Raw genomic sequence first — 21,946 nt, 5'->3', positions numbered from 1 at the left:
CGGGCGTTCGCGCCCCCTCGCGCAGCCGGTCAGACCAGGCGCGAGAGCAGGGACTGCTCCCAGCGGTCGACGAGGTCGGCGGGGCCGTCGAAGATCTCGTCGGCCCCCGCCTCTGCGAGCTCGCAGCGCGGGATGCCGCCGCAGGTGACGGCGATGATGCGCACGCCGGTCTCGTGCGCGGCCTGGACGTCCCAGACGGTGTCGCCGACCGCCACCGTGCGGGCCGGGTCGAGGTCGTGCTGACGGATGGCCGTCCTCATCAGGTCGGGGGCGGGCTTGCCCGCGGCGACGTCGTCGGAGGTCGTCGTCCCGGCCAGGACACCCTCGCCGACGCCGATGGCGGGCAGCATCCAGTCGAGGTCGCTGCGGGGGCCGCTGGTGGCCAGCACGACCCGGAAGCCGGCCTCCTGGCAGCGGCGCACGAAGTGGTCGGCGCCGGAGAAGGCGACGACCTCGCCCTGGAGCTTGGCGTAGCGCTTCTCGTGGCGCTTGACGACCTTGCGCTTGGTCTTCTCGTCGGCCTCGTGGGCGAGCCGGTCGACGAGGCCCTCGCTGGCGATCCCCACCGCCTGGTGGGTGTCGGCCATCGTGACGCCCGCGACCCCGGCGTCGCGGAACGCCTGCCACCACGCGAGCGCATGCAGGTAGTTGGTGTCGAGGAGGGTGCCGTCGACGTCCAGCAGCACCCCGGGCTTGTCGTTCTCGCTCATCCGTCGATGCTCGCAGGGCGCGGCGACGGCCGACGGGGTCGCCACACCCTGGGCAAAGCGAGCGCACAGCCGAGGCCGCGAGGGTGGGCGTCGCCCGGCCGCCCGGCCGGCGTCCGCGTACGAGAAGGCCCGCCGTGACGACGACCTCCGCACCAGCCCCGGCCGACCCGGCGGCACCTGGGCTCCCGACGTGCTCCTCGGACCCCGTACGCAGCCGCCGCGTGCCGGTGGTGCTCGTCGCCCTGCTCCTGGTCGGGCTCGCCGTCCGGGTCCCGATGCTGGGGCAGCAGTCGGGCGACTACCGCGCGTTCCTGCTGCCCTGGTACTCCCACCTCGTCGACGCGGGCGGGTTCGCGGGGCTGGCCGACTCGTTCTCGAACTACAACACCCCCTACCTCGCGCTGCTCGCCCTCCTGACCTACCTGCCGGTCGGCCCGCTGGTCGGGATCAAGGCGATCTCGATCGTCTTCGACGTCGTGCTCGCCGCCTTCGCGTACGGGATCGTCCGGCGGGTGCGCCCTGACGCGCGGTGGCTGCCGACGGTCGCCTTCGGCGCGACGTTCCTGCTGCCGACCGTCTTGCTCAACGGCGCCTGGTGGGCCCAGTGCGACTCGCTCTACGCCTCCCTCTGCCTCGGCAGCCTGCACTTCCTGCTGCGCCGTCGCACGGCGCTGGCGTGCGCGTTCTTCGGGCTGGCCTTCGCCTTCAAGCTGCAGGCGGTCTTCTTCCTGCCCGCCCTGCTGGTGCTCCTCGTCGTGGACCGGCAGCGCCTGCGCGGGCTCGTGCTCGCCCCGCTCGCGTTCGTGGCGGCGCTCGTCCCGGCGTGGCTGGCCGGTCGGAGCCTGCTGAGCCAGCTGTCGGTCTACCCCCAGCAGGTCGCGAACCCGTCCGGCGCCGGCGGTAGCGGCGTCGCCCGCTCGGGGTCCGGCGGCTTCCGCGGCGCACCGGGCGGCGTGCCGGGCCGGGGCGGGTTCGGGCAGGGCGGCTTCGGCCAGGGCGGTCCTGGCCGTGGCGGCGGCGGAGGAGGCGGCTCGGAGACCGCGCACAGCTTCACCCACAACGCACCCACCTGGTACGCCTGGCTCCCCGGTGACGCCGCGGCCACCTGGAAGTGGGTGGGGCTCGCGGTCGCGGCCGCCGTGGCGCTGGCCTTCGCGGTCTGGCTCGTCGCCCGGCGCCGCCGCCTCGCCCCGGCCGAGATGCTGCTCGTCGCCGCGACGCTGTCCCTGGTCGTCCCGCTGCTGCTGCCCGAGATGCACGAGCGCTACTTCTTCCTGGGCGAGGTGATGGCGGTCGTCGCCGTCTTCGTGGACCGGCGCTTCCTCGTCGTGGCGGGCCTGATGCAGGTCGCCACGCTCAGCACCTACTGGACCTACCTGGAGCGCCAGACGGTCCTCCCGCTGGAGGCGGCCGCCGTCGTGGCGCTGGCTGCCGCGGCGACGGCGACCGTCGTGCTCGTCCTCAGGCTCCGCGCCGCGACCGGGAGGGTCGAGGAGGAACGTCAGACCGTCGCGGCATGATCGCCCCATGCTGCTCCAGCGCCTGGCCGACACCTGGGCCGCGCTCGCGGCCACGCGCAGCCGGATCGCCAAGCGCGACCTGATCGCCGGCGTCCTCACCGACCTCGTCGAGGCGGGCGAGGCCGACGAGCTCGAGACCGTCGTGTCCTACCTGATCGGCTCGCTGCGCCAGCGCCGTACGGGCGTGGGCGGGCGTTCGTTGTCGCAGCTGCCGCCGCCCGCGCCGGCCGCCACGCTCACCGTCGCCGAGGTCGACGACGCCTTCGCGCGCATCGCCGCGCTGTCCGGCCCGGGTTCCGCAGGCACGCGGTCCGCCGCGGTGGCCGAGGTGTTCGGCCGGGCGACGGCGAGCGAGCAGCCCTTCCTCCGGGGCCTGGTCTTCGGCGAGCTGCGGCAGGGCGCGTCCGAGGCCGCCGTGCAGGACGCGCTCGCGCAGGCGTACGGGGTCCCGCTCGCCGCCGTCCGCCGGGCCGCGATGCTGCGCAGCTCGACCGTGGCCGCCGCGGCGGTGCTGCAGGCCGGAGGGCTGCCGGCGCTCGAGGCGGTCGGGCTGGAGGTCGGGACGGCCGTGCAGCCCATGCTCGCGTCGAGCGAGCCGGACCCGGTCGCCGCGGTCGGCCGGACCGACCTGCCGGCCCTCGTCGACGCCAAGCTCGACGGCATCCGGGTGCAGGTGCACCGCGACGGCGACGAGGTCCGCGTCTTCACCCGGAGCCTCGACGACATCACGGCACGGCTGCCCGAGGTGGTCGCGGCGGCCCGGGCGCTGCCGCACGAGCGGCTCGTGCTCGACGGGGAGGTGCTCGCGCTGCGTGACGACGGCCGGCCGGAGGTGTTCCAGGCGGTGGCGTCGCGGACCATGAGCAGCACCGACGTGCCGGCGGCGGAGCGCAGGCTGCCGCTGCGGCCCTTCTTCTTCGACGTCCTGCACGTCGACGGGCAGGACTACCTCGACGTGCCGCTCGAGGACAGGCTCGCGGTGATGCAGGCGCTCCTGCCGGCCGAGCAGCTCGTGCCGCGGGTGGTGGCGACCGACGTCGAGACGGTGGAGCGCGTGTTCGGCGAGTGGGTCGGTCAGGGCTTCGAGGGCGTGGTGGTCAAGCGGCTCGCCGCCCCGTACGCGGCCGGGCGCCGCAACGCGGCCTGGGTCAAGCTCAAGCCGCGCCACACCTTCGACCTGGTCGTCACCGCCGTCGAGTGGGGGAGCGGGCGCCGGCAGGGCTGGCTGTCGAACCTGCACCTGGCCGCCCGCGATCCCGAGCGTGGCTTCGTGATGCTCGGCAAGACGTTCAAGGGCCTGACCGACGAGATGCTGCGCTGGCAGACCGAGCACTTCCTCGCCCTGGAGACGAGCCGCACGCGTCACGTGGTCCACGTCGAGCCGACGACCGTGGTCGAGATCGCCATCGACGGCCTGCAGGTCTCGACGCGCTACCCGGGCGGCGTCGCCCTGAGGTTCGCCCGCGTGCTGCGCTACCGCCCGGACAAGACGCCCGAGGAGGCCGACCTGCTCGAGACGGTCCGTGCCCTCGCTCCGGTCCTCCCGGGCGCCGATCCCGGCGACTGATCAGCGCGGCACAACGCCGACCCGTTCCGGGCCCTTCGACAGGCTCAGGGAGCGTGCGGGCGGTTCAGCCTAGAAGGCGGGGGACGAGAGCCGTGTCGCGTCGGACCAGAGCCCGGTTCGCGTCGGAGCGAAGCGGAGACAAAAAGACAGGACAAACCCGCGAGCTTGGCGACGGGGCTCCGGTGGAGCCCGGACGTCGGCCAGATGGACGGTCTGGCACTCGCGGGTTCGGGTGTTGGCTGTGGATTAGCCGGCCTTTCGACCGGGCGGATCACGCCGCGTCCTGGGTCGAACGGCTAGGCCGCCGCCACCTCACTTGTCCGAAGAGAACTCATGAATCGGACCACCTCCTTTCCGTGTACCGACAACGTTAGGTCGGCCGTTCAAGAGGGTCAACGGCTTTCTCGCGAGGACTTCCGCACGGGCCCGCCCAGGCGCCCCGCGCCCGCCGAAAGCGCTCGCCCGGGAGGGGCCGCGCGGGCAGGATCAGGGCCGTGGGTCTGGGCATGGACGAGGCGCTGGCCGAGCGGCTCGCGGTGCGGTCCGGGCTGCACGTGCGCGCCGTCGAGGTGCTCGACGTGCCCGTCAACGACGTCGCACGCGTCGAGACCGACGAGGGCTGCTTCGCGCTGAAGCTCTACCACCCGGGGCGCTCCCGCGCGCAGGTCGCGTGGGAGGTGGAGCTGGTCCGGCACCTGGGTGCGCGCGGTGCCCCGGTGGCGCTGCCGTTCGCGGGCCCCGCGGGGTCCCTGCTCGTCTCCGAAGACTTGGGCCGGCCCCGCTGCGCGGTGCTCTGGACCTGGGTCGAGGGGTGCAAGCCCCGACCGGGGGCCACGACGTACGAGCGGCTCGGCCGGGTGGCCGCCCTGCTCCACGCCGCGGCCGACGACGTCGCGGCGTCGCCCGTCCGGGAGCGCTACGACCTGCGGCTGCTGGTCGACGAGCAGCTCGCGCGGATGCGGCCGTCCCTGCTCGCGGTGGGGGAGTGGGCGCGCGTCGTCGCGCTGGGCGAGCGCCTGCGGGCCCGGCTCGGCGACCCGCGCCTGGACCGCGGGGTCTGCCACATGGACCTCACGCTCGACAACGTCCTGGAGCAGGACGGTGCGCTGACGGCCATCGACTTCGACAGCGCCGGCCCGTCCTGGCGGGCCGTCGAGCCGTACGGCGTCCTCCGCTTCTCCGAGGCGCACTTCCGGTCGTGGCTCGCCGGCTACCGCGCGGTCCGCCCGTTCTCGCGGGTCGACGAGGAGGCCGTGGCGGTCTTCGGCGTCGTCGGCGACCTCCGCGTCACGACCTGGAAGCTCGGGTTCGCCGACTCGTCCTCGGGCCCGCCCCTGCTGACGCTCGCCGAGCTGCCCGCGGTGGTCGAGGGCTGGCTCGGCTGGGAGCGCCGCCACCTCACCGGCTGAGCCCGACCTGCCCGACCTGCTCCGCGCTCAGCCGCGCACCTGCTGGTAGCGGTCCAGGGCCTCGAGGCGCTCGGCCTTGTGGTCGACCACGGGCCCGGGGTAGCCGGCGGGCGGACCCCCCGGCGCGAGCCAGGGCTCGTGGACGTGCGGGCCGGTCAGCGCGCCGAGCTCGGGCACCCAGCGGCGGATGTAGGCGCCGTCGGGGTCGAACTTCTGCGACTGCAGCACCGGGTTGAAGACGCGGTAGAAGGGCGAGGGGTCGTTGCCGCAGCCGGCGACCCACTGCCAGTTCAGCTGGTTGTTGGCCACGTCGCCGTCGTGCAGGTGCTCCATGAACCAGGCCGCCCCGTCCTCCCACGGCAGGTGCAGGTCCTTGACCAGGAACGAGCCGACCACGAGGCGTACGCGGTTGTGCATCCAGCCCTCGGCGAGCATCTGGCGCATCCCCGCGTCGACGAGGGGATAGCCGGTACGCCCCTGCTGCCAGGCGTCGAGGCGGGCGGCCGCCGTGCCCGACGTCCGTGGGTCGTCGCGCTCGAAGTCACGGAACCGCGGCTGCACGGGCCGCCGGGTGGCGTCGGGGCGGTGCCACAGCACGTCGGCGTAGAAGTCGCGCCAGGCGACCTGGCGGGCGATCGCCGCCGGGCCCTCCCCGGTCAGCTCCGCGAGGTCGGCGAGGAGGGTCCGCGGGTGCAGGTGGCCCCAGCGCAGCGCCTTCGAGACGTGGGCGGTGGCGTCGACGGCGGGCACGTCGTGGAGCCGCTTGTAGTCGGCCGGGCCGTCCTGCCCGCGCGCGAGCCACGCGTGCCAGGAGGCGCGGGCCGCCCGCTCGCCCGCGTGGCGGGCCAGCTCCGGGTCCGGCTCCTCCAGCCCGACCCGCTGCGTGCTCGCCGTCCACGTGACGGCGTCGGCCGCGACGGCGGGTGCCGGGCCGTGCACGCCGTGCGCCAGCCAGGTGCGGTGGAACGGCGAGAACACCGAGAACGGGGTGCCGTACTGGTTGAGCAGCGTGCCGGGCGCCACCCCGTACGGCGACCCCGTCGCGTGCAGCTCGCGCCCGGCGGCGGTCAGGGCGTCGGCGACTCGGGCGTCGCGCAGGCGGCCGTACGGCCCGAAGTCGGCGCTCACGTGGACCGTGGGCGCGTCGACCTCGGCGGCCACGCCGGCGACGACGTCCTCCGGGCGGCCCTCGACGACGCTGAGGCCCGGGCCGCCGGCCTCGCGCAGGTCGCGGTCGAGGTCGGCGCGGGCGGCGGCGAGCCAGGCCGCCCGCGCCCGGCCGGCCGAGCCGCGCAGCACCGGGTCGCTCACGAACAGCGGCAGGACGGCCGCGCCGCCCTCGAGCGCCGCGCCCAGCGCGGGGTTGTCGGCGAGGCGGAAGTCGCGTCGCACCCACCAGATCGTGGGGCGGTCCCGGTCAGCCATGTCCACTAGTCTTGCCCCGGGTCGAGCACGCGTGGGGAGCCGTCGCTCCCGAGGGCCCGAGGGCCGACACGGAGGGACCAGGCGTGAGTGACCTGATCGACACCACGGAGATGTACCTCCGCACGATCTACGAGCTCGAGGAGGAGGGCATCGTCCCCCTCCGGGCGCGGATCGCCGAGCGGCTGCACCAGAGCGGGCCGACCGTGTCGCAGACCGTCGCCCGCATGGAGCGCGACAACCTCGTCCGCGTCCAGGGCGACCGGCACCTCGAGCTGAGCGACGAGGGACGTTCCCGGGCCATCCGGGTGATGCGCAAGCACCGCCTGGCCGAGCGCCTCCTCATCGACGTCATCGGGCTCGACTGGGAGCTCGTGCACGACGAGGCCTGCCGCTGGGAGCACGTCATCTCCGAGGACGTCGAGCGCAAGCTCGTCGACCTGCTCGGGCAGCCGACCGAGTCCCCGTACGGCAACCCGATCCCCGGCCTCGACGAGCTCGGGGTCGGCCAGGCGCCCGGGCCGTTCCGCGACGGCAACGTCCAGCTCGCCGACGCGCTGCGCGACGCGCCCCTGCGCGTCGTCATCGAGCGGATGAGCGAGGAGATCCAGAAGGACGTCGAGATGATGGGCACCCTCCGCGTCGCGGGCATCCGCCCCGGGACCGAGGTCGCCGTCGAGGCCGGCGGGCTGGGCGTGCGCCTCTCCGCCGACGGCCACCCCGGGTGCGAGATCGACCGCGAGGCCTCGACCCACCTCTTCGTCACCCCGGCCTAGTGCCGGACCGCGAGGTCGACTGGCCGGCCTACCTGGCGCGCTTCCACGCCGAGCGTCCGGGCGTCGTCGAGGACGTCCTGTCCCGCTCCCTGCGCTCCGACCACAACCCCTACCGCTGGCTGGCCCGCGCCGTCTCGGCCGACGCCGCCACGGTGGTCGACCTCGCCTCGGGCTCTGGGCCGGTCGCCCGCGAGCTCGCGCTCCCCGGCCGTACGGTCGTCGGCCTCGACCTGTCCGCCGCCGAGCTCGGTCTGGCGCGGCGCCGGGGCGCGGGCCCGCTCGTCCGCGCCGACGCCAGGACGCTGCCGTTCCGCGACGGTTCGGTGGACGTCGTGACGAGCGCCCTCGGCCTGGTCGTCGTGCAGCCGCTGGCCGCCGTCCTGTCGGAGGTGGCCCGGGTGCTGCGCCCCGGCGGCGTCCTCGCAGCGATCGCCCCCGCCGTGCGGCCGCTGGCCGCGAGCGACCTGCGCCGGCTGGGCCAGCTCAACGCCCGCCTGCGCGGCTGGCCGCGGTTCCCGGGACCGGTCGAGCTCACCGGCTTCCGCCGCACGCTCGCCGAGCACGGGCTGCAGGCCGTCGAGGACAAGCGTGAGCGCTACCGCTACACCGTCGCCACGCCGGACGACGCCTGGCTGCTGCTCTCCGCGCTCTACCTGCCGCTGACGCCGCAGTCCCGGGTCGCCGCCGCGGTCGACCACCTCTGCGACGTGGCCGAGCGCAGGGGACCGGTCGAGATCGCCATCCCGGTACGGCGGCTGGTGGCCATCAAGTAGCGGGGCCGTGCTGCCCGACCCGCTCGGAATAGCGGTGCGGTCGGGGTCGTTGCGCAGTGCAGGCTCGCGACGTACGTCAGGCGGGTCCCGCGACATGGAGGAGCAACAATGGCGACGGTCGAGATCAACGCCGACAACTTCGAGCAGACGATCAGCGACAACGACATCGTGCTGGTCGACTTCTGGGCCGACTGGTGCGGCCCGTGCAAGCGCTTCGGCCCGATCTTCGAGAAGGAGTCGGAGGAGAACGGCGACATCGTGTTCGCCAAGCTCGACACCGACGCGAACCAGCAGCTCTCCGGCTCCCTCGGCATCGAGGGCATCCCGACCCTGATGGCCTTCCGCGAGGGCGTCCTCGTCTTCAACCAGGCCGGCGCCCTGCCGGGCCCGGCCCTGAAGCAGGTCGTGGACGCGGTCAAGGGCCTCGACATGGTCGAGGTGCACAAGCAGGTGGCCGAGCTCAAGGACAAGCACGAGGCCGGCCACTCGCACGAGTGACCGTCCGACCCGCGCGGGGTGCTCCCCGCGCGGGTCGTCTGCTCTCCGGGGCTAGGCGGGCTCGACGGCCGAGGTGGTCCGTTCGAACGCGTCGACCACCTCGACGAACGCGGCCGCGGCCCCCTCGAGGTCCGCGTCGAGCGCGACCTCGAGCACCGGCCACGGGTCCCGCGACAGCGCCTCGGCGTCCTGGGCCTGCGGGCGCCGGTCGACGATCGTCTGGCCGCGACCGAGACCCTCGAGGTTGACCCGGACCGGCAGCGCCTCGGTCGTGAACAGCGCCGGGTGCGTCAGCACCAGCAGGGCGCCCGCGTCCCCGAGGACGCCGACGTAGTCCTGCTCGAACCCGGCGGCCCGGGTGCCGCGGCGGTGGAGCAGCCCGCCCGCCGCGCGGACCGCCGGATGGTGAGAACCGGACCACCGGTCGGCGACGTCCCGGCCGATGACCAGCCGGTTGAACACGTCGAGCCCGTACATCGTCACCGGCAGCCCCGACTCGACGACGCAGGTCGCGGCCTCCGGGTCCTGCCAGACGTTGAACTCGGCCACGGCCGTCACGTTGCCCACGGACGCCGAGCCGCCCATGAACACCAGCCGCTCGAGGTGGTCGGCGACGTCCGGGTGCAGCGTGAGCAGCATCGCGACGTTCGTCATCGGGGCCAGGCTGACCAGCGTCACCGGGTCGGCGGACCCCACGATCGCCGCGTGCAGGAGCTCCGTGGCGCTCTCGGGCACCGGCCTGCGGCTCGTCGGCGCCAGCGCCACGCCCCCGAGCCCGTCAGCGCCGTGGAACTGCCCCTCGGGGCGCATCCGCTCGATGAGCGGCTTGGTCGCCCCGGCCGCCACCGGCACGTCGCCGGCGCCCGCCGCCTCCAGGACCCGCAGCGTGTTCTCGACGACCTGCTCCAGCCCGGCGTTCCCGGCCACGCAGGTCACCGCCCGCAGGTCGAGGTCGGCGCAGCCCACCGCGTAGAGCAGGGCGAGCGCGTCGTCGGTACCGGTGTCGACGTCCACCACGATCGGTCGGGTCATGCCGTCATGCTCGCAGCCCACCGCGTACGCCCCGCGGGCTCGGGCCACGGCGTGCACGGCCGGCCCGCCCCGGCCGTGGGATCGTCGCGCGGTGAAGGGATCGCTGCGGGGTGCGCCGAGCGGCTAGCCTGTGGCGCCAGGCCCTCATAGCTCAGGGGATAGAGCGTCGGTTTCCTAAACCGTGCGTCGCAGGTTCGAATCCTGCTGGGGGCGCTCCTAGTCAGAGGTCATTTCCCGCCTCTGACTAGGCGAATGGTGCAGATGGGTAGTGGAGTCGAGTGGTGCTCACTGGAGTCCTCGGAGGTCATCAGAAGACCCACAGAGGACCCATGTGGCACCCGAAAGACCCACAGATGACCCATGGGACCCCTCGAAGTTGGCTCTGGCCGTACTCACGTCATGAGACCGAGGAGACCCATGCCGGATACCAACTACACCCGTCGCAAGCACCCAGGCATCGAAGACCGCTGGGAGGACCTGACCAAGGCCGAGCAGGACGCCCGCCGTGCGAAGGGGGAGCTCCGCTATCGGGTGCGCTTCACCAAGCCCGACGGTAGGAAGGGCTCCCAAGGCTTCGAGACGTTGAGGAAGGCCCAGGCCTTCCAGGCTCAGCGCCGGGTGTCGCCCGAGCAGAAGTTCGAGAAGGCGATGCGCTCGGTGACCGTCGGTGAGGTCATGGAGCGGTGGCTTGCCGTCAAGGTCCAGCACGAGCCGAACACGATCACTTCGTACAAGACCGACGTGGCCGGGATCGTGGCCCAGTGGGGGACCACCTGGCGGCAGCCATGGACGAGTACGCCGTTCTGGTGTGGTCTCTGCGCGAGGGACCAAGTTCGTCCGTACGGCGCAAGCAGGTCACCGCGCTGAAGGCTGCGTTCGCGTTAGCGACCAAGGGCAAGTCGCGCCTGCTGGCGGAGAATCCTCTGTCGGACGTGCCGCTTCCGCCTGCGGTCGCACGAGAGCGCCACTACCTGGACTGGCCCCAGCTCGACGCTCTGGCTGAGGCGTGCGGCACCTACGCGGGCCTCATCTACGTGCTCGGGACCTCGGGACCTCGGATTGAAGAGGCGGCGCGGCTCGACGTGAAGGACCTCAACCGGAACAAGAACACCCTCTTCATCCGCAAGTCGAAGACCGACGCTGGCAAGAACCGCACGACCCCCATCGACCCGGAATACGTGGCGATGCTGCGCACGGGAATCGGTCCGCTGTTCCTCTCCCCGGATCAGCAGCACCGCATCAACACCAACAACTTCCGACAGCGCGTTTTCGACCCCGCCGTTGATAAGTTGTTCGACTTCCCGCTGACGCCACACGACCTGCGCCACACGTGCGCCTCGCTAGCCATCGCAGCAGGCGTAGACGTGCTCCAGGTAGCGAACATGCTGGGCCACGCTGACCCCTCGGTCACCCTCCGGGTCTACGGGCACCTGTTCAAGGCCCGAGGTCTCGACAGCGTGCTCGCCAAGATGCGCCAGGCGCACGAGCAGGCACTCGTGTTGGTCGGCAATCGCTAGTCGTGACCCCCGTACTGATGGTGTGCCCGATCTTGGACCTGCCGACCTAGCCCTGATCGCCCGAGCCCGCCGGGCCTTCACGCAAGACTTCCGCTACCTGGAAGCGCTCTTGTGGGAGGCCCGGCGGCGGCAGGCGAAGGCAGCCACACCGGAGCCGGTCGTGGAGAATCTGCCTTTCAAGCGCGACCTGTCGCACCTCGGGGACTTGGAACCCCGCCTGCTGAGCTACACGTGCGAGGACCGGTCGGGGTGTTGGACGTGGCAAGGGACGCTCACGGGGTCGGGTCAGCCCGCGCTGCGGTTGGGACCTGAGCGCAAGGTCCAGCAGGTGCGGCGCTGGGTCTTCGAGGCGACGTACGGAACGATCCCGAACGGGCGGCGAGCGTTGGCCGGGGACGGCTGTCGTCCTCGATGCGTGCATCCCGACCACACGCTGGTGCTGCCCGAGGGCGTGCGCTTCCGCAGCCAGATCAAGAGCCGCGACTGAGCCGATACCTCTGGTGTGAGCATCCTCAACGTCCTGGCGCACCGGGCCACGGTCGAGCGATCCACCGAGACGATGGCCGACGGCGTGCCGGTGCGGTCTTGGTCGGTGGTGGGTGCGCGGATCCCAGTTCTGCTCAGCCGCGACAAGGTAGTGCTGGACCCGACCTGGACGGCTGAGCAGCACCGTGAGGCCGGGGTGATGTGCACGTTGTTCGCGCTGCCCGCCGCCGATATCGCACCCGGTGACCGGGTGCACCTGACCCGGCCTGCCCTGGCCGGGACGTTCGAGGTGCTGCCCGATCCGTCGGCGGTGCTCGACCTGCACGGGGTCCACCACCACGAGCACAAGGTGCGGAGCGTGGCATGACGACCGGGCAGCTCTTGCAAGTCATCGCCTTGGTCAGCGCGCGGGCGCGCCATGACGAGGAGGCCGTGAAGCTGCTCATCACCGAGGCCGGGCCGCACGTGATCCCGAACCTGATCGAGCTGCTGCTGCTGGTGCTTCAGCAGAACACCGAGGGCAACGCGATCGCGTACCTGCGCTTCCTCTCGGAGCAGGCGCTCGCGATCCAAGCGGACGAGGAAGCCGACCTGTGAGCCTTCCTCGCCCGTGCCTGACCTGCGGCACCCTCACCGCGACGGGCTACTGCGCTGAGCACGTCCCGCACCGCCCAGACCTCCGGCGTGGTCGCGAGCGGTCTCACATGGGTCGTGATGGCGCGTGGGACCGGCTGAGCCGTCGGGCGCGGGCCATGCAGGACTGGTGCACGGACTGCGGCACCCGTTCCGACCTGACGGCTGATCACCTGCCGAGCGCGTGGGCGGCGGTGTCCGAGCACCGACCGATCACGCTTCGCGACGTGGAGGTGGTGTGCCGATCCTGCAACGCCCGGCGTGGACCGGCGCAGCCCGGCTCAGCCAGGTTCACGGCGTGGTTCTTTGCGAAGAACTCGGAGGCCAGGGGGCGCTCGAAGGGGCCGAAGGGGTCTCGCGCCCCAGGGGTCAGGCCCTCAGTCAGTTACTCCGGGGCCCCGAGGTGCTCGGATTGCACGTGCGAGGAGGCCGAGGAGGGCGACGGCTTCGCCGTTCACGCTGATGATCAAACCGAATTGAGCCCACGCTGCGTTGCCCCCGTAGTCCTGATTCGCGACCCAGAGGATGGCCCCGAGGATGGATGCGGCAATGCCGCAAATCATCATCCAGTTGGCGATCTTGTTGCCGCTGTCCGCCGCCCGGTTGGAGCTAGTACCGCCCGATCCGATCCAGGACCCGTTGGGCTCGGGAAGGCTCTTCGTGGGGGTGAGGTCGGGCCCTCCGGGCGCGGGGGTGCGTGTGGGATCGAGCGACATGGTGGGTCTCCTGTTAGAGGTGGCCCCGAGTGAGCGCAATCCTAGGGCTCCGCGCTGGTCCTAAGTCGCTGGGAACGACAAGTCCCCTGGATTTGACCTCGCTTCCGGAAGCGCGGGACTGGCGTCGGGTGGAGGCGTTCCTGGGTGAGTTCCTCTTGATCCCGAAGGGCACGAACGCGCGGCAGCCGTTCCGCCTAGAGCCGTTCCAGCGGACCATCCTCCGGGGTCTGTTCCCGGCACGGGGAGTGCGGCCCTGGCAGGCGCTGACCGCGATCAGCCGGGGGAACGGCAAGTCGAGCCTGGCGGCTGCGGTGGCGTTGTACTGCCTGCTGGGTGACGAGGTGGAGGCCGCGCAGGTGCTGTGCGTGGCGTCGGACCTGCGGCAGGCGATGATCGTGTTCGGCGGGGCGGCACGGATGGTCGCGACCAGTCCAGAGCTGGCCGCGCGGTGCAAGGTCTACTCCGACCGGATCACGGTGCCGATCACGGGCTCGGAGATGTTCCCGCTGCCCGCGAACGAGGGCGCGTTGCAGGGGTTTGACCCATCGTTCGCGGTGGTGGACGAGCTGGCCTACGTGCCGCCCGAGGTGTGGGAGTCGGTGACCGGCGCGACGGGGAAGCGGGAACAGTCGCTGGTGTGGGCGATCAGCACCCCGCCGTTGAACGACACGAGCGTGATGCACCGGCTGGTCACCCAGGCCAAGACCGACCCGCGCCCCGATTTCGCCTACGCCGAGTGGACCTCCGACCCGACTCACGACGTTACGTGTGAGTGCTGCTGGCGCAGCGCCAATCCGGCGCTGGGTCGTTTCCTCAAGATCGACGGGCTGCGCTCAGTGCAGCGGACGATGCGGGAGTCGTCGTTTCGCCGGTTGCGGCTGGGGCAGTTCGTCGCGACCGCCGAGGACCAGTGGCTTAGTCCCGAGTCGTGGGCGGCGTGCGCCCACGGGCGGGACATCGAGCCGGGCAGCCCGGTGGTGCTCGCCTTCGACGGCAGCCGCAACGGTGACGCGACCGTGCTGGTCGCGGTCAGCGTGGAGCAGGTGCCGCACGTCGCGCCGGTCGCGGTGTGGTCCAGCGACGGCAAGCCCGAGGGCTGGCAGGTGCCGATGGAGGAGGTCGAGCAGACCATTCTGGACACCTGTCGCCGCTTCAAGGTGACCGAGGTGTGCGCCGACCCGTACCTGTGGTGGGGCTCGCTCCAGCGCCTCGCCCGGCAGGGAGTGCCGGTCGCGGAGTTCCCGCAGTCGGCGCAGCGGATGACCCCGGCCACCTCGGGAACCTTCCAGGCCGTGGTGAACGGGGCGCTGACCCACGACGGGAACACCATGCTGACGGAGCACGTGATGAACGCCCGTTGCATCGAGGACCACCGAGGCACCCGGCTCGCCAAGCCCGGACCCAGTCACCACGACGCCCGCCGCATCGACCTGGCCGTGTCGATGGTCATGGGCTGGGCCCGCGCCACCCACTACGCCTCCCAGCCCGTGAAGCGAGCGAGGGCCGTCTCATGGCGCTACTGACCCAGGTCGAGGCCCTGTCGCGCCAGATCGACGCCCGCCAGGTGCGCCTGCACGAGGCCGACCGCTACTACGCAGGCACCCAGCCGCTGGCCTACCTCTCACCCGCCGCCCGCAAGGCGCTCGGGGACCGGTTGGCGTCAGTGGCCGCGAACTACGTGAAGCTCGCCACCGACAGCTTGGCCGAGCGGCTGGCGGTGGACGGGTTCCGGGTCGGCGGGCAGACGCTCACCGATGTGTGGGTCGATTGGCGGGCCTGCGGGATGGACCGGGCGCACCGGGTCGCGATCACCGAAGCCCTGGTGCTCGGGCAGGCGTTCCTCACGTGCTGGGCCGACCCGACGGGCGCACCCGTCGTCACCGTGGACAGCCCCCGCGAGGTCGCAGTCACGCGAGACCCCCTCAGCCGCGAGGTGACCACCGCGTTGAAGCGGTGGCGCGACGACGACGGCACCGCCCGTGCGGTCCTCTACGCCGCCGAGACGATCACCTTGTGGCGTGGACCGGAGGTCCCCGAGGGCGGGGCGCTGCCGACCACGGGCTGGCGCTACTCCGACACCCGCGCGAACCCGCTCGGGGTGGTGCCGGTCGTCGAGCTGACCAACGCCGGGCGGCTGCTCGACACCTACGGCACGCCTGAGGCCCGCGACATCTGGACCTTGTGCGACGCCCTCGCCAAGCTGCTCTCCGACGTGCTCGTGGCGTCCGAGGCGACCGCTCTCCCGCGCCGTTGGGCCACCGGCCTCCAGATCGTGGAGGACGACGACGGCAACCCCGTCAACCCGTTCTCCACCGAGCCCGGCTCGGTCTGGCAGTCCGAGAGCGAGGCCACCCGGTTCGGGTCGTGCCCCGAGCCGACGCTGGGCGGCTACGGGGGGCTGATCGAGGTGATCCTGCGCCAGATCGGCAGCATCGCCGGCCTTCCGGACCACCTCATGGGCTTCGCCGGGACCGAGCCCTCCAGCGCCGAGCAGATCAGGGCGTCGGAGTCGAGCCTGGTGGCCCGCGCCAACGCCCGTCAGGTCACCTTCAGCCCGGCGTTCTCCAAGGTCGCCGCCCTCGTGCAGGCCATCCGCACCGGGGGCCGGGTCCGCACCGACGTGGAGGTGGTCTGGGCGTCCCCGGAGTCCAGGACCGTCGCCCAGGCAGCCGACGCCGCCGCCAAGGTCGTCGCCGCTGGCCTGCTGTCGGTCGAGCGGGCCCAGGCCGTCTACCTCGGGCTCACCCCCGCTGAGGTCGAGGCCGAACGCGCAGCCAAGGTCCGCGCCGCGCTCGACGCCGCTCCGCTCACCCTGCCTCCAGCCATCCCGGTCGGCACGAGCCCGACGCCATGACCACCACGCCCGTCGCCGTGGAGCAGGCCCCGGACGCCGCCGAGCCCGAGCAGGCGGCCACGCCCGCCCAGCAGGCCCTTACGGTCGCCCTCACGTTCGCAGCCGCTGCCCAGGTTGGGGTGGAGCAGCGCTGCCGGGCCTGGCTCGCGGGCCGGATCAGCGCGACCGACCTGGCCTACTCCGGTGCGAGCATCGTCCTCCAGGCCGTCGCCAAGGCGCTGCTGGCCTCCGAGCACTTCGCCATGATCGAGTGGAGCACCCGTGTCTCACCGATGGTCATTGCCGCTGGCGAGCACGAACGTCTCACCCGCGCGTTGTTCACCGTGGTGCGCGACGCCGAGCAGGCTCGGGCAAGCAACCTTCGAGGTGCCGTCGTCGCCAAAGTCTCGGAAGTCACAGCGAGTCCAGGCGAAGTCTCCGAAACCTCAGAAGTCTCCGACGCTCTCCTGACGCGCTCCACCCGGCTCGCCCACGCCGAGGTGGTCACCGCCGCGCGCGTCGCCTACGGCGAAGCCGTCGAGCAGGTCGTGGGCGACCCGGACTACGCCTGGCGCTTCCGTCTCTCGACGAACCCATGCGGACGCTGCGTCGCGCTCGCCGCTCGCACGTTCTCCACGTTCATCCAGACCCCCAAGCAGGGGGCCCACGTCGGGTGCCGCTGCACCGCTGAAGTCGAGATGAGGACGCCATGATGGACACGATCGAGAACGCCTCCAACGACCCCTCGGACCCTGCGGAGAACCCGAGCGAGAACTACGGCATCGAGTCCGACGACGCTCCCGAGACGTTCCCGCGCTCGTACGTGGAGAAGCTGAGGACGGAGGCGAAGGAGCAGCGGGTCAAGGCTTCGCGCGCCGACTACCTGGCGACCGAAGTCCGTCGCCTCGCCATCCGCGAGGCCACTCGCGGCCTCTTGGCTGACCCGTCGGTGCTCTCCTGGTCCGACGAGTTCGAGGGCGAGGACGGGCTGCCCGACCACGACGCCCTCCGCGCTGCCGCCGAGGCGCTGGCGGACGCGAAGCCCTGGCTTGCTCGCCCTCGTGGCGACGTGGGCCAGGGACGCCACAGCACGGGCGACGACGCCCCCAGCCTGTCTGCGCTGCTGCGGGGCTGACGCGGTGGGCATCGTCCTCGCGGTGGTGGCCGAGTTGACGGCTCGCGGCATCCCGGACGTGCTCGCGCACCGGCGCTGGATCGACCCTGAGCCCGGCGGCTCAGTCGTTGTTGTGCGATCCGACAGCACGTGGACCTACGGCTCGACCAGTGCTGAGTTCCCCACGGTCGCCGCCCTCATCTACAGCGCTCCGAGCGCGAGCCAGGACGACGCCGAGACCGTGGGCGAGCCCGTCGCCGCTGACGTCCGCGCCGTCCTTCACCGCGTTCAGGGTGGAGCGGTCACGTGGTCAGGCCAGCGCGTCCTGTCCAGCCAGCACGTCGGAGCCTCGCTTGCGCAGCCTGAAGGGCACCCGGATTGGCGGGTCCGGGTACTCACCTTCGAGGTGCAGACGGGCTAGAGGTTCCCGCCCAACAGGCTTCGGTTCTGCTCCGGGTTGCTGACGATCTGCTCAACATCCTGGAGGCTGAGCCCGAAGCCGGTGTTCGGGTCACCGGCGATGAGGTCGATCCCTCGCCAGTTCGCTGGGTTGCCGGTGTCGCGCGCGACACCGTACGTGCCGTAGTCGGGGGCGCGCGGGTCGCGCTGCTTGAACACGATCAACCCGCCCTTCTCTGCCAATTCCTTCACATGCTCTTCGCGCTCTTCCATGTTGTTCATCCAAATACCCTTCTGGCTCCGAGCTCGTCTCGGGTCCACTTACTTATAGCGCTCCTTCAAGAAAGTCAAGGTAGCCCGAGGGGCCGGAGGTTGCGCATTGTCAACTAGGTCGGCGGCAAACCCTAGTCAGCGCGTCAGATTGACGGGGGAGGGATGAGGTATGGGACCTGGACGGCAGGTCAAGAGTTGCATCGAGCGGACCACCGAGCGAAACTTTTTCCGTTTTATTGCCGTGTTAGAAAGCGGGCAGCCGGTGGCCTATCACCCCCGACCTGATGTGGAAGCTCCCCGTGCGCTTCCACTGTCTGGGGTCGAGGAGCGGATGCTGCGTGAGGGAGGGCACTACCGCCCCCGCTCGGACCTCTACCTCACCAAGGGACGCCGACCCACGGACCCACCGTGGTTCCGAGGCGTCCCCCGTCGGCCTCGCGAGTACGAGTACTACCCAGGGGAGTTCGTGGTGGAGCCCGACCCGAACGTGTCGAACGACAGGACGACGGGGCACCTGATCCGGGTCATGCTCCTCAGGGGCTGGAGCAGGAACCAGATCGCGTACGAGATGTCCCTGGTGCGCAACAAGGGCGGCGCGTGGCTCCGCTGGCAGCGCGACTCCGACCGGGCGCTCGACCGCTTCGTGGAGGGCACGAAGCTCCCCGAGCGAAACCCCCCAATACCTTCTCCGAAGGAGGAGGCAGTGGTCCGTCCCTCAGGTCTGGTGATCGTGCCGGGCATCGCTTTACGCTTCCTCGACTTCATCGAGACGGAGCCCAGGTCCATGACCGACTTGGTGGAGCGCGGACCCATGAAGGACTCTCGCAACGGCAGGGGCGTGGCGCGGGAGTACGTGGACTACCTGACGGAGGAGGGGATGATCCGCTGGGTGCCGGGTTGGCGTACGAGGCCCAGGGGCCCGGTGCCGAACTTCCTCGCGGTGGTCGTGCATCCCGACCCCGAAGCGTGAAACGCTCTGGATGTGTTCGCCTGGGTCTTCGTCGTGTTGTTCCTGGCGGTCATGGTGATGGGCGCGTACGGATGGCACACAGGGCGATTTCCCGGCAACCAGCGCCAGACGTTGCAGTGGGGCGACCGGAAGGTGTCCATCACCAACATGGGGGTCTTGCTGGTGATCTTCGGGTTGGTCGGGGCAGTGATCGTTTGGGGTTTCCTCGTCCCCGAGCGCGCCGACCCGCCCGGCCCAGCCCCGACGCCCCACGTGGGGCCTGCCGTCGCCAACTCGCCTCAACAGTCAGGGCCTTGGCAAGCAGAGTCGAATGGGGTCGTACTTACGGTGGCTACGGTGACCTACGAAGAGGATCACCTGGCGCAGGTGCGCTACCGGATCGACAACACCTCAGCAGCAACCGTGGACGGGCAAAGCGACTACTTCAGCGTGGTGGACAACTTCGGGCGCGCCCGCAACGCGGACCTCGAATCGTCGTCGCTACCTGAACGCTTGACTCTGTCGCCCGGTCAGACTGCATTCGCGAGGGCGCAGGTTGCCCTGCCCTGGGATACGACGACCGAGTTCTTTGATGTTCGGCTCAACCTCTCGTTCACGACCTCCAAGCAGTTCTTCACCATCGCTTCCCCAGGAATCCCAATACCGAAATCGGAAAGGGTCGGCGGCTAGCAGCCGACTAGAAGGGACCGGCCCTCGGCGTCGATACCGAGTACGTGAGAATTAGGATCGACTCCAACGGTCTGCGAGCGCTGAGCGCTGAGCTGCGCGAGCTCGCGTCGAACGGTCCTACGCGAGTTCTACACGCTCTTGACGGCGCTTTGGAGCGCACCGCGGAGGTCAGCAGAGACCTGGCCCACGTCAGCGACGACCACCGTCATACCGGGGACCTGAAGGCCTCGCAGAGCGTCCAGAGCGACCACGGTGCGGGCGGGTGGTCCGGGTTCATCTCCTACGGGGACCCCGGCGCGCACTGGGAGTTGGAGCGCGGCGGGGAGCACGGCGAGTTCATCGAATCGCTGGCCCACCTCAGCGCCGAGGAATTCCAGCGCGCGCTCGACCAGATGTTCAACACGTAGGACGCCAGCTCCTACGTGATCGCCTTCCGCGCCGATACCTCTGGTGACGGGGCACCTACAGCCATGGGTCCTCGTCCCTTTCGGGAAGTCCTCCCCTGCGGTCATGGTGGCCTCCCTCAGCCGGGGAGGACTTTCGAGAGCACGGTTCCGCGCCGATACCTCAGTTGAGCCGGGCAGAAGCCCGCCTCCCGCAGACGGGCAGAGGCCCAGCGGATCAGTGACCGCTCCTGATCTTTCGAGGTGCCCATGGCCGTCAACACCACCGACATCGCCGCGCTCATCCAGACCGTGGTGGCGAAGTCGCTCACCCTCCCGCTCCAGCAGGCGTCGTCGTTCCTGTCGTCGGGCGTCAGCATCACCGATTCCTCGGTGCCGGTGTCGTTCCCCCGGTTGCGCGGGCACTTCGCTCCGGGCTGGGTCGGGGAGTCCGAGCTGATCCCTGAGGACGACGGCACCGAGTTCGACGCGGTGAGCCTGCTGCCGTCCACCATGAAGTCGGTCAAGAGCCTGGTCCGGCTCAGCAACGAGTCCCTGCGACAGTCCAGCCAGTCTCTTGACGCCGTGCTCCAGCAGCGCCTCATCACCGACGTGCAGGCCCAGCTCGACACACAGGCGTGGTCATCGGGAGGCAACGGCACCACGCTGCCCAAGGGCGTGTTCCACGCCGACAACACCGAGAACTTCGCCAGGGTCGACGTCAACGGCACCCTGACGCTCGACCACCTCCACGACGCCTACGGGCGCGCCCTGTCCGACGACGTGCCGCTGTCCGGGCTGCGCTGGATCATGAGCCCTGGCCAGCTCACCGCGCTCCGCAAGGTCAAGGACACTTCGGGGCGGTACATCGTCACCGACGGTGTGGGTGGTGCTCCCGCTGGCCTCTCCCTGCTCGGGGTGCCGGTCACTCTGTCGAAGCGCCTCGCGACGACCGGGGCCGCTCAGACCCTGAAGGAGCAGGTGTTGCTCATGAGCCCGAGCACCTGGCAGGTCGTACGAGACCTCAGTCCGCAGGCGGTCGTGGACCGCTCCCGCTACCTGGAGTTCGACCAGACCGCCCTGCGGATCGTGTGCCGCTTCGACTGGGGCTCGCTGCTGCCCGAGGCCAACGTGCTCCTGACCAACGTCACGCCGGTCTGATCATGACCACCACGGTGGTCCGTGCCCCTGTCGTGGAGGACCTGTGCAACTTCATGGGTTGGTTCGACCTGGACGAGGAGCAGCAGGCCACCGCCCGCGCCCACCTCCTCCGCGCCGTCCACCTCGTCCACGCCTACACGCGCGGACGAGGCTGGACAGGCGACTTCCTTGCTCCCGCAGTCGCCCAGATCGTCGTGTCCGTGGCAGCGCGCACGATGACCAACCCCACCTCAGCCGTCCGCGTCGAAGCCGGGGCGTACAGCTCGGTGCCCGGCCAGCCTGACTTCACGCTCCAGGAGCGGCTGGTGCTCGACGGATGGCGACGCCGGGCGGCGTGAGCGAGTCGGCGCGGGCCGTGCTGCGCCGATCAGTCAGGTAGGGAGTTCCAATACCTCTCGACCTCGGTCTCCCGAATGCGCCAGCGCGCACCGCGTAGGTTCGGGCTGCCGACGTTCTTGGCCTTCAGGTCGCCAGAGGCGATGAGGTCGAGCACCGTGCGAGGGTGGAGATGCAGAGCCTCGGCAGCCTCTTTGACGTTGAGCGCGCGGGGGATGGTCACGGCATGAGTACGGGGTCACCCAACTTGACCCGGGAGTTTCACCTGGCGAGTCCTCCTAGCTGTAAGACCTTTTGAAGACCCACTGCTGCTAACGTTCCTAGTCAGAGCCGTTTCGAGAAGGTTTCCTAAACCGTGCGTCGCAGGTTCGAATCCTGCTGGGGGCGCCGTCCGCGCTGTATGGATCCGCTTGATGGTTGACATCGCGGTTCCGGTTGATGCTTGTCGCGGTTCCGGTTGATGGTCGACACCGGTTCCGGTTGATCCTTGACACTCCCTCATGAGGGAGTTGAGCGTGGCTGAGCAGCGCTATCAAGCAGTGCTGGCAGTGATCAAGGACGGGCGCACGGTGACCGAGGTCGCCGCTGCAGTCGGGGTGTCGAGACAGACGTTGCACGCCTGGCTCGGCAAGTACGAGGCCGGTGGCCTCGAGGGTCTGGCCGACGGCTCGCACCGTCCGGCCGGGCATCCGCGGCAGATGAGCGCGTCGGTGGAGGTCGCGGTTCTGGAGGCGCGTCGTGCGCATCCG

28 protein-coding genes and 1 tRNA gene are annotated in these 21,946 nt (G+C 70.9%); 23 read left to right on the top strand and 6 right to left on the bottom strand.

Annotated features, from left to right (window positions below; genetic code table 11):
• Window positions 1–29 precede the first annotated feature (29 nt).
• Complete coding sequence (locus tag BMY04_RS17980) at window positions 30–710, bottom strand: HAD family hydrolase (RefSeq protein WP_091184508.1); 681 nt, start codon at window positions 708–710, stop codon at window positions 30–32.
• Between the two features lie 134 nt (window positions 711–844).
• Here BMY04_RS17980 and BMY04_RS17975 point away from each other — a divergent pair, with 134 nt between their 5' ends.
• From BMY04_RS17975 to BMY04_RS17965, 3 genes are all read left to right on the top strand, one after another.
• A complete protein-coding gene (locus tag BMY04_RS17975) occupies window positions 845–2,230 on the top strand; it encodes a glycosyltransferase 87 family protein (RefSeq protein ID WP_139209973.1) in 1,386 nt (461 codons plus the stop codon).
• A gap of 7 nt (window positions 2,231–2,237) precedes the next feature.
• Window positions 2,238–3,797: an ATP-dependent DNA ligase gene (locus tag BMY04_RS17970; RefSeq protein ID WP_091184503.1), complete on the top strand. Its 1,560-nt coding sequence runs from the start codon at window positions 2,238–2,240 to the stop codon at window positions 3,795–3,797.
• 494 nt (window positions 3,798–4,291) lie between these two features.
• Window positions 4,292–5,206, top strand: coding sequence for a phosphotransferase enzyme family protein (locus BMY04_RS17965; protein ID WP_139209971.1), 915 nt, complete (start codon window positions 4,292–4,294; stop codon window positions 5,204–5,206).
• Window positions 5,207–5,233: 27 nt separating this feature from the next.
• Here the strand turns inward: BMY04_RS17965 and BMY04_RS17960 are convergent, their stop codons facing one another.
• Window positions 5,234–6,631 carry a cryptochrome/photolyase family protein gene (locus tag BMY04_RS17960; RefSeq protein ID WP_091185043.1) on the bottom strand — a complete coding sequence of 466 codons (1,398 nt, stop codon included), beginning with the start codon at window positions 6,629–6,631 and terminating at the stop codon, window positions 5,234–5,236.
• A gap of 83 nt (window positions 6,632–6,714) precedes the next feature.
• Between BMY04_RS17960 and BMY04_RS17955 the strand changes: the two genes are divergently transcribed.
• The 3 genes from BMY04_RS17955 to trxA all read left to right on the top strand — a co-directional run bounded on the left by BMY04_RS17955 (window position 6,715) and on the right by trxA (window position 8,675).
• Complete coding sequence (locus BMY04_RS17955; protein WP_091184496.1) at window positions 6,715–7,404, top strand: iron-dependent transcriptional repressor DtxR; 690 nt, start codon at window positions 6,715–6,717, stop codon at window positions 7,402–7,404.
• A complete protein-coding gene (locus BMY04_RS17950) occupies window positions 7,404–8,177 on the top strand; it encodes a class I SAM-dependent methyltransferase (protein WP_091184493.1) in 774 nt (257 codons plus the stop codon). The genes BMY04_RS17955 and BMY04_RS17950 overlap by 1 nt, the downstream gene beginning before the upstream one ends.
• Before the next feature lie 108 nt (window positions 8,178–8,285).
• Window positions 8,286–8,675 (top strand): thioredoxin, encoded by a 390-nt coding sequence (gene trxA / locus BMY04_RS17945; protein ID WP_091184488.1) that lies wholly within the window; start codon window positions 8,286–8,288, stop codon window positions 8,673–8,675.
• A gap of 51 nt (window positions 8,676–8,726) precedes the next feature.
• On the opposite strand, the gene BMY04_RS17940 is transcribed toward trxA, so the two are convergent.
• Window positions 8,727–9,707 carry a nucleoside hydrolase gene (locus tag BMY04_RS17940; protein ID WP_091185040.1) on the bottom strand — a complete coding sequence of 327 codons (981 nt, stop codon included), beginning with the start codon at window positions 9,705–9,707 and terminating at the stop codon, window positions 8,727–8,729.
• A 140-nt stretch (window positions 9,708–9,847) separates the two neighbouring features.
• Between BMY04_RS17940 and BMY04_RS17935 the strand changes: the two genes are divergently transcribed.
• From BMY04_RS17935 to BMY04_RS17910, 6 genes are all read left to right on the top strand, one after another.
• Window positions 9,848–9,920, top strand: a tRNA-Arg gene (locus tag BMY04_RS17935).
• Between the two features lie 204 nt (window positions 9,921–10,124).
• Window positions 10,125–10,574 carry a hypothetical protein gene (locus tag BMY04_RS17930; RefSeq protein WP_091184485.1) on the top strand — a complete coding sequence of 150 codons (450 nt, stop codon included), beginning with the start codon at window positions 10,125–10,127 and terminating at the stop codon, window positions 10,572–10,574.
• Entirely contained in the window at window positions 10,493–11,224 is a 732-nt protein-coding gene (locus BMY04_RS17925; RefSeq protein WP_091184482.1) for a tyrosine-type recombinase/integrase, read from the top strand. The genes BMY04_RS17930 and BMY04_RS17925 overlap by 82 nt, the downstream gene beginning before the upstream one ends.
• 22 nt (window positions 11,225–11,246) lie before the next feature.
• Window positions 11,247–11,711 carry a hypothetical protein gene (locus tag BMY04_RS17920; protein WP_091184478.1) on the top strand — a complete coding sequence of 155 codons (465 nt, stop codon included), beginning with the start codon at window positions 11,247–11,249 and terminating at the stop codon, window positions 11,709–11,711.
• Between the two features lie 15 nt (window positions 11,712–11,726).
• Complete coding sequence (locus BMY04_RS17915; protein ID WP_091184475.1) at window positions 11,727–12,077, top strand: hypothetical protein; 351 nt, start codon at window positions 11,727–11,729, stop codon at window positions 12,075–12,077.
• Window positions 12,074–12,307, top strand: coding sequence for a hypothetical protein (locus BMY04_RS17910; RefSeq protein ID WP_091184472.1), 234 nt, complete (start codon window positions 12,074–12,076; stop codon window positions 12,305–12,307). The genes BMY04_RS17915 and BMY04_RS17910 overlap by 4 nt, the downstream gene beginning before the upstream one ends.
• A 413-nt stretch (window positions 12,308–12,720) precedes the next feature.
• Here the strand turns inward: BMY04_RS17910 and BMY04_RS22470 are convergent, their stop codons facing one another.
• A complete protein-coding gene (locus BMY04_RS22470; RefSeq protein ID WP_139209970.1) occupies window positions 12,721–13,059 on the bottom strand; it encodes a hypothetical protein in 339 nt (112 codons plus the stop codon).
• Between the two features lie 29 nt (window positions 13,060–13,088).
• On the opposite strand from BMY04_RS22470, the gene BMY04_RS17900 reads away from it, so the two are divergent.
• From BMY04_RS17900 to BMY04_RS17880, 5 genes are read left to right on the top strand one after another with little or no spacing between them, the layout of a single operon-like run.
• Window positions 13,089–14,582 (top strand): terminase large subunit domain-containing protein, encoded by a 1,494-nt coding sequence (locus BMY04_RS17900; protein ID WP_091184464.1) that lies wholly within the window; start codon window positions 13,089–13,091, stop codon window positions 14,580–14,582.
• Window positions 14,570–15,913, top strand: coding sequence for a phage portal protein (locus BMY04_RS17895; protein WP_091184461.1), 1,344 nt, complete (start codon window positions 14,570–14,572; stop codon window positions 15,911–15,913). The genes BMY04_RS17900 and BMY04_RS17895 overlap by 13 nt, the downstream gene beginning before the upstream one ends.
• Window positions 15,910–16,605, top strand: coding sequence for a hypothetical protein (locus tag BMY04_RS17890; RefSeq protein WP_091184458.1), 696 nt, complete (start codon window positions 15,910–15,912; stop codon window positions 16,603–16,605). Before BMY04_RS17895 ends, BMY04_RS17890 begins: the two co-directional genes overlap by 4 nt.
• Window positions 16,602–17,027, top strand: coding sequence for a hypothetical protein (locus BMY04_RS17885; protein ID WP_139209968.1), 426 nt, complete (start codon window positions 16,602–16,604; stop codon window positions 17,025–17,027). Before BMY04_RS17890 ends, BMY04_RS17885 begins: the two co-directional genes overlap by 4 nt.
• A 4-nt stretch (window positions 17,028–17,031) precedes the next feature.
• Window positions 17,032–17,427, top strand: coding sequence for a hypothetical protein (locus tag BMY04_RS17880; protein WP_091184451.1), 396 nt, complete (start codon window positions 17,032–17,034; stop codon window positions 17,425–17,427).
• Here BMY04_RS17880 and BMY04_RS17875 read toward each other — a convergent pair.
• Window positions 17,424–17,687: a hypothetical protein gene (locus BMY04_RS17875; protein ID WP_091184449.1), complete on the bottom strand. Its 264-nt coding sequence runs from the start codon at window positions 17,685–17,687 to the stop codon at window positions 17,424–17,426. The two genes, BMY04_RS17880 and BMY04_RS17875, sit on opposite strands and share 4 nt — an antisense overlap.
• A 457-nt stretch (window positions 17,688–18,144) precedes the next feature.
• On the opposite strand from BMY04_RS17875, the gene BMY04_RS17870 reads away from it, so the two are divergent.
• The 5 genes from BMY04_RS17870 (at window position 18,145) to BMY04_RS17850 (ending at window position 21,199) form a co-directional block, all read left to right on the top strand.
• Window positions 18,145–18,648, top strand: a complete 504-nt coding sequence (locus BMY04_RS17870; protein WP_139209966.1) for a hypothetical protein — start codon at window positions 18,145–18,147, stop codon at window positions 18,646–18,648.
• A 12-nt stretch (window positions 18,649–18,660) separates the two neighbouring features.
• A complete protein-coding gene (locus BMY04_RS17865) occupies window positions 18,661–19,317 on the top strand; it encodes a hypothetical protein (RefSeq protein WP_091184444.1) in 657 nt (218 codons plus the stop codon).
• A gap of 44 nt (window positions 19,318–19,361) precedes the next feature.
• Complete coding sequence (locus BMY04_RS17860) at window positions 19,362–19,724, top strand: hypothetical protein (RefSeq protein WP_091184440.1); 363 nt, start codon at window positions 19,362–19,364, stop codon at window positions 19,722–19,724.
• 246 nt (window positions 19,725–19,970) lie between these two features.
• Window positions 19,971–20,861: a phage major capsid protein gene (locus tag BMY04_RS17855; protein WP_091184436.1), complete on the top strand. Its 891-nt coding sequence runs from the start codon at window positions 19,971–19,973 to the stop codon at window positions 20,859–20,861.
• Between the two features lie 2 nt (window positions 20,862–20,863).
• The gene (locus tag BMY04_RS17850; protein WP_091184433.1) at window positions 20,864–21,199 is read left to right on the top strand and encodes a hypothetical protein; all 336 of its coding nucleotides are present in this window, start codon (window positions 20,864–20,866) and stop codon (window positions 21,197–21,199) included.
• A gap of 29 nt (window positions 21,200–21,228) precedes the next feature.
• Here the strand turns inward: BMY04_RS17850 and BMY04_RS17845 are convergent, their stop codons facing one another.
• A complete protein-coding gene (locus tag BMY04_RS17845; RefSeq protein ID WP_091184431.1) occupies window positions 21,229–21,420 on the bottom strand; it encodes a helix-turn-helix domain-containing protein in 192 nt (63 codons plus the stop codon).
• A gap of 277 nt (window positions 21,421–21,697) precedes the next feature.
• Between BMY04_RS17845 and BMY04_RS17840 the strand changes: the two genes are divergently transcribed.
• Window positions 21,698–21,946 (top strand): helix-turn-helix domain-containing protein (locus BMY04_RS17840; RefSeq protein WP_139209965.1); only part of this gene is annotated, 249 nt, incomplete at its 3' end.

This window comes from Microlunatus flavus (assembly GCF_900110855.1).
Taxonomy (GTDB): domain Bacteria; phylum Actinomycetota; class Actinomycetes; order Propionibacteriales; family Propionibacteriaceae; genus Microlunatus; species Microlunatus flavus.
Note: the sequence above shows the minus strand (reverse complement) of the source record. Positions and strands in the feature narration are given on the sequence as shown.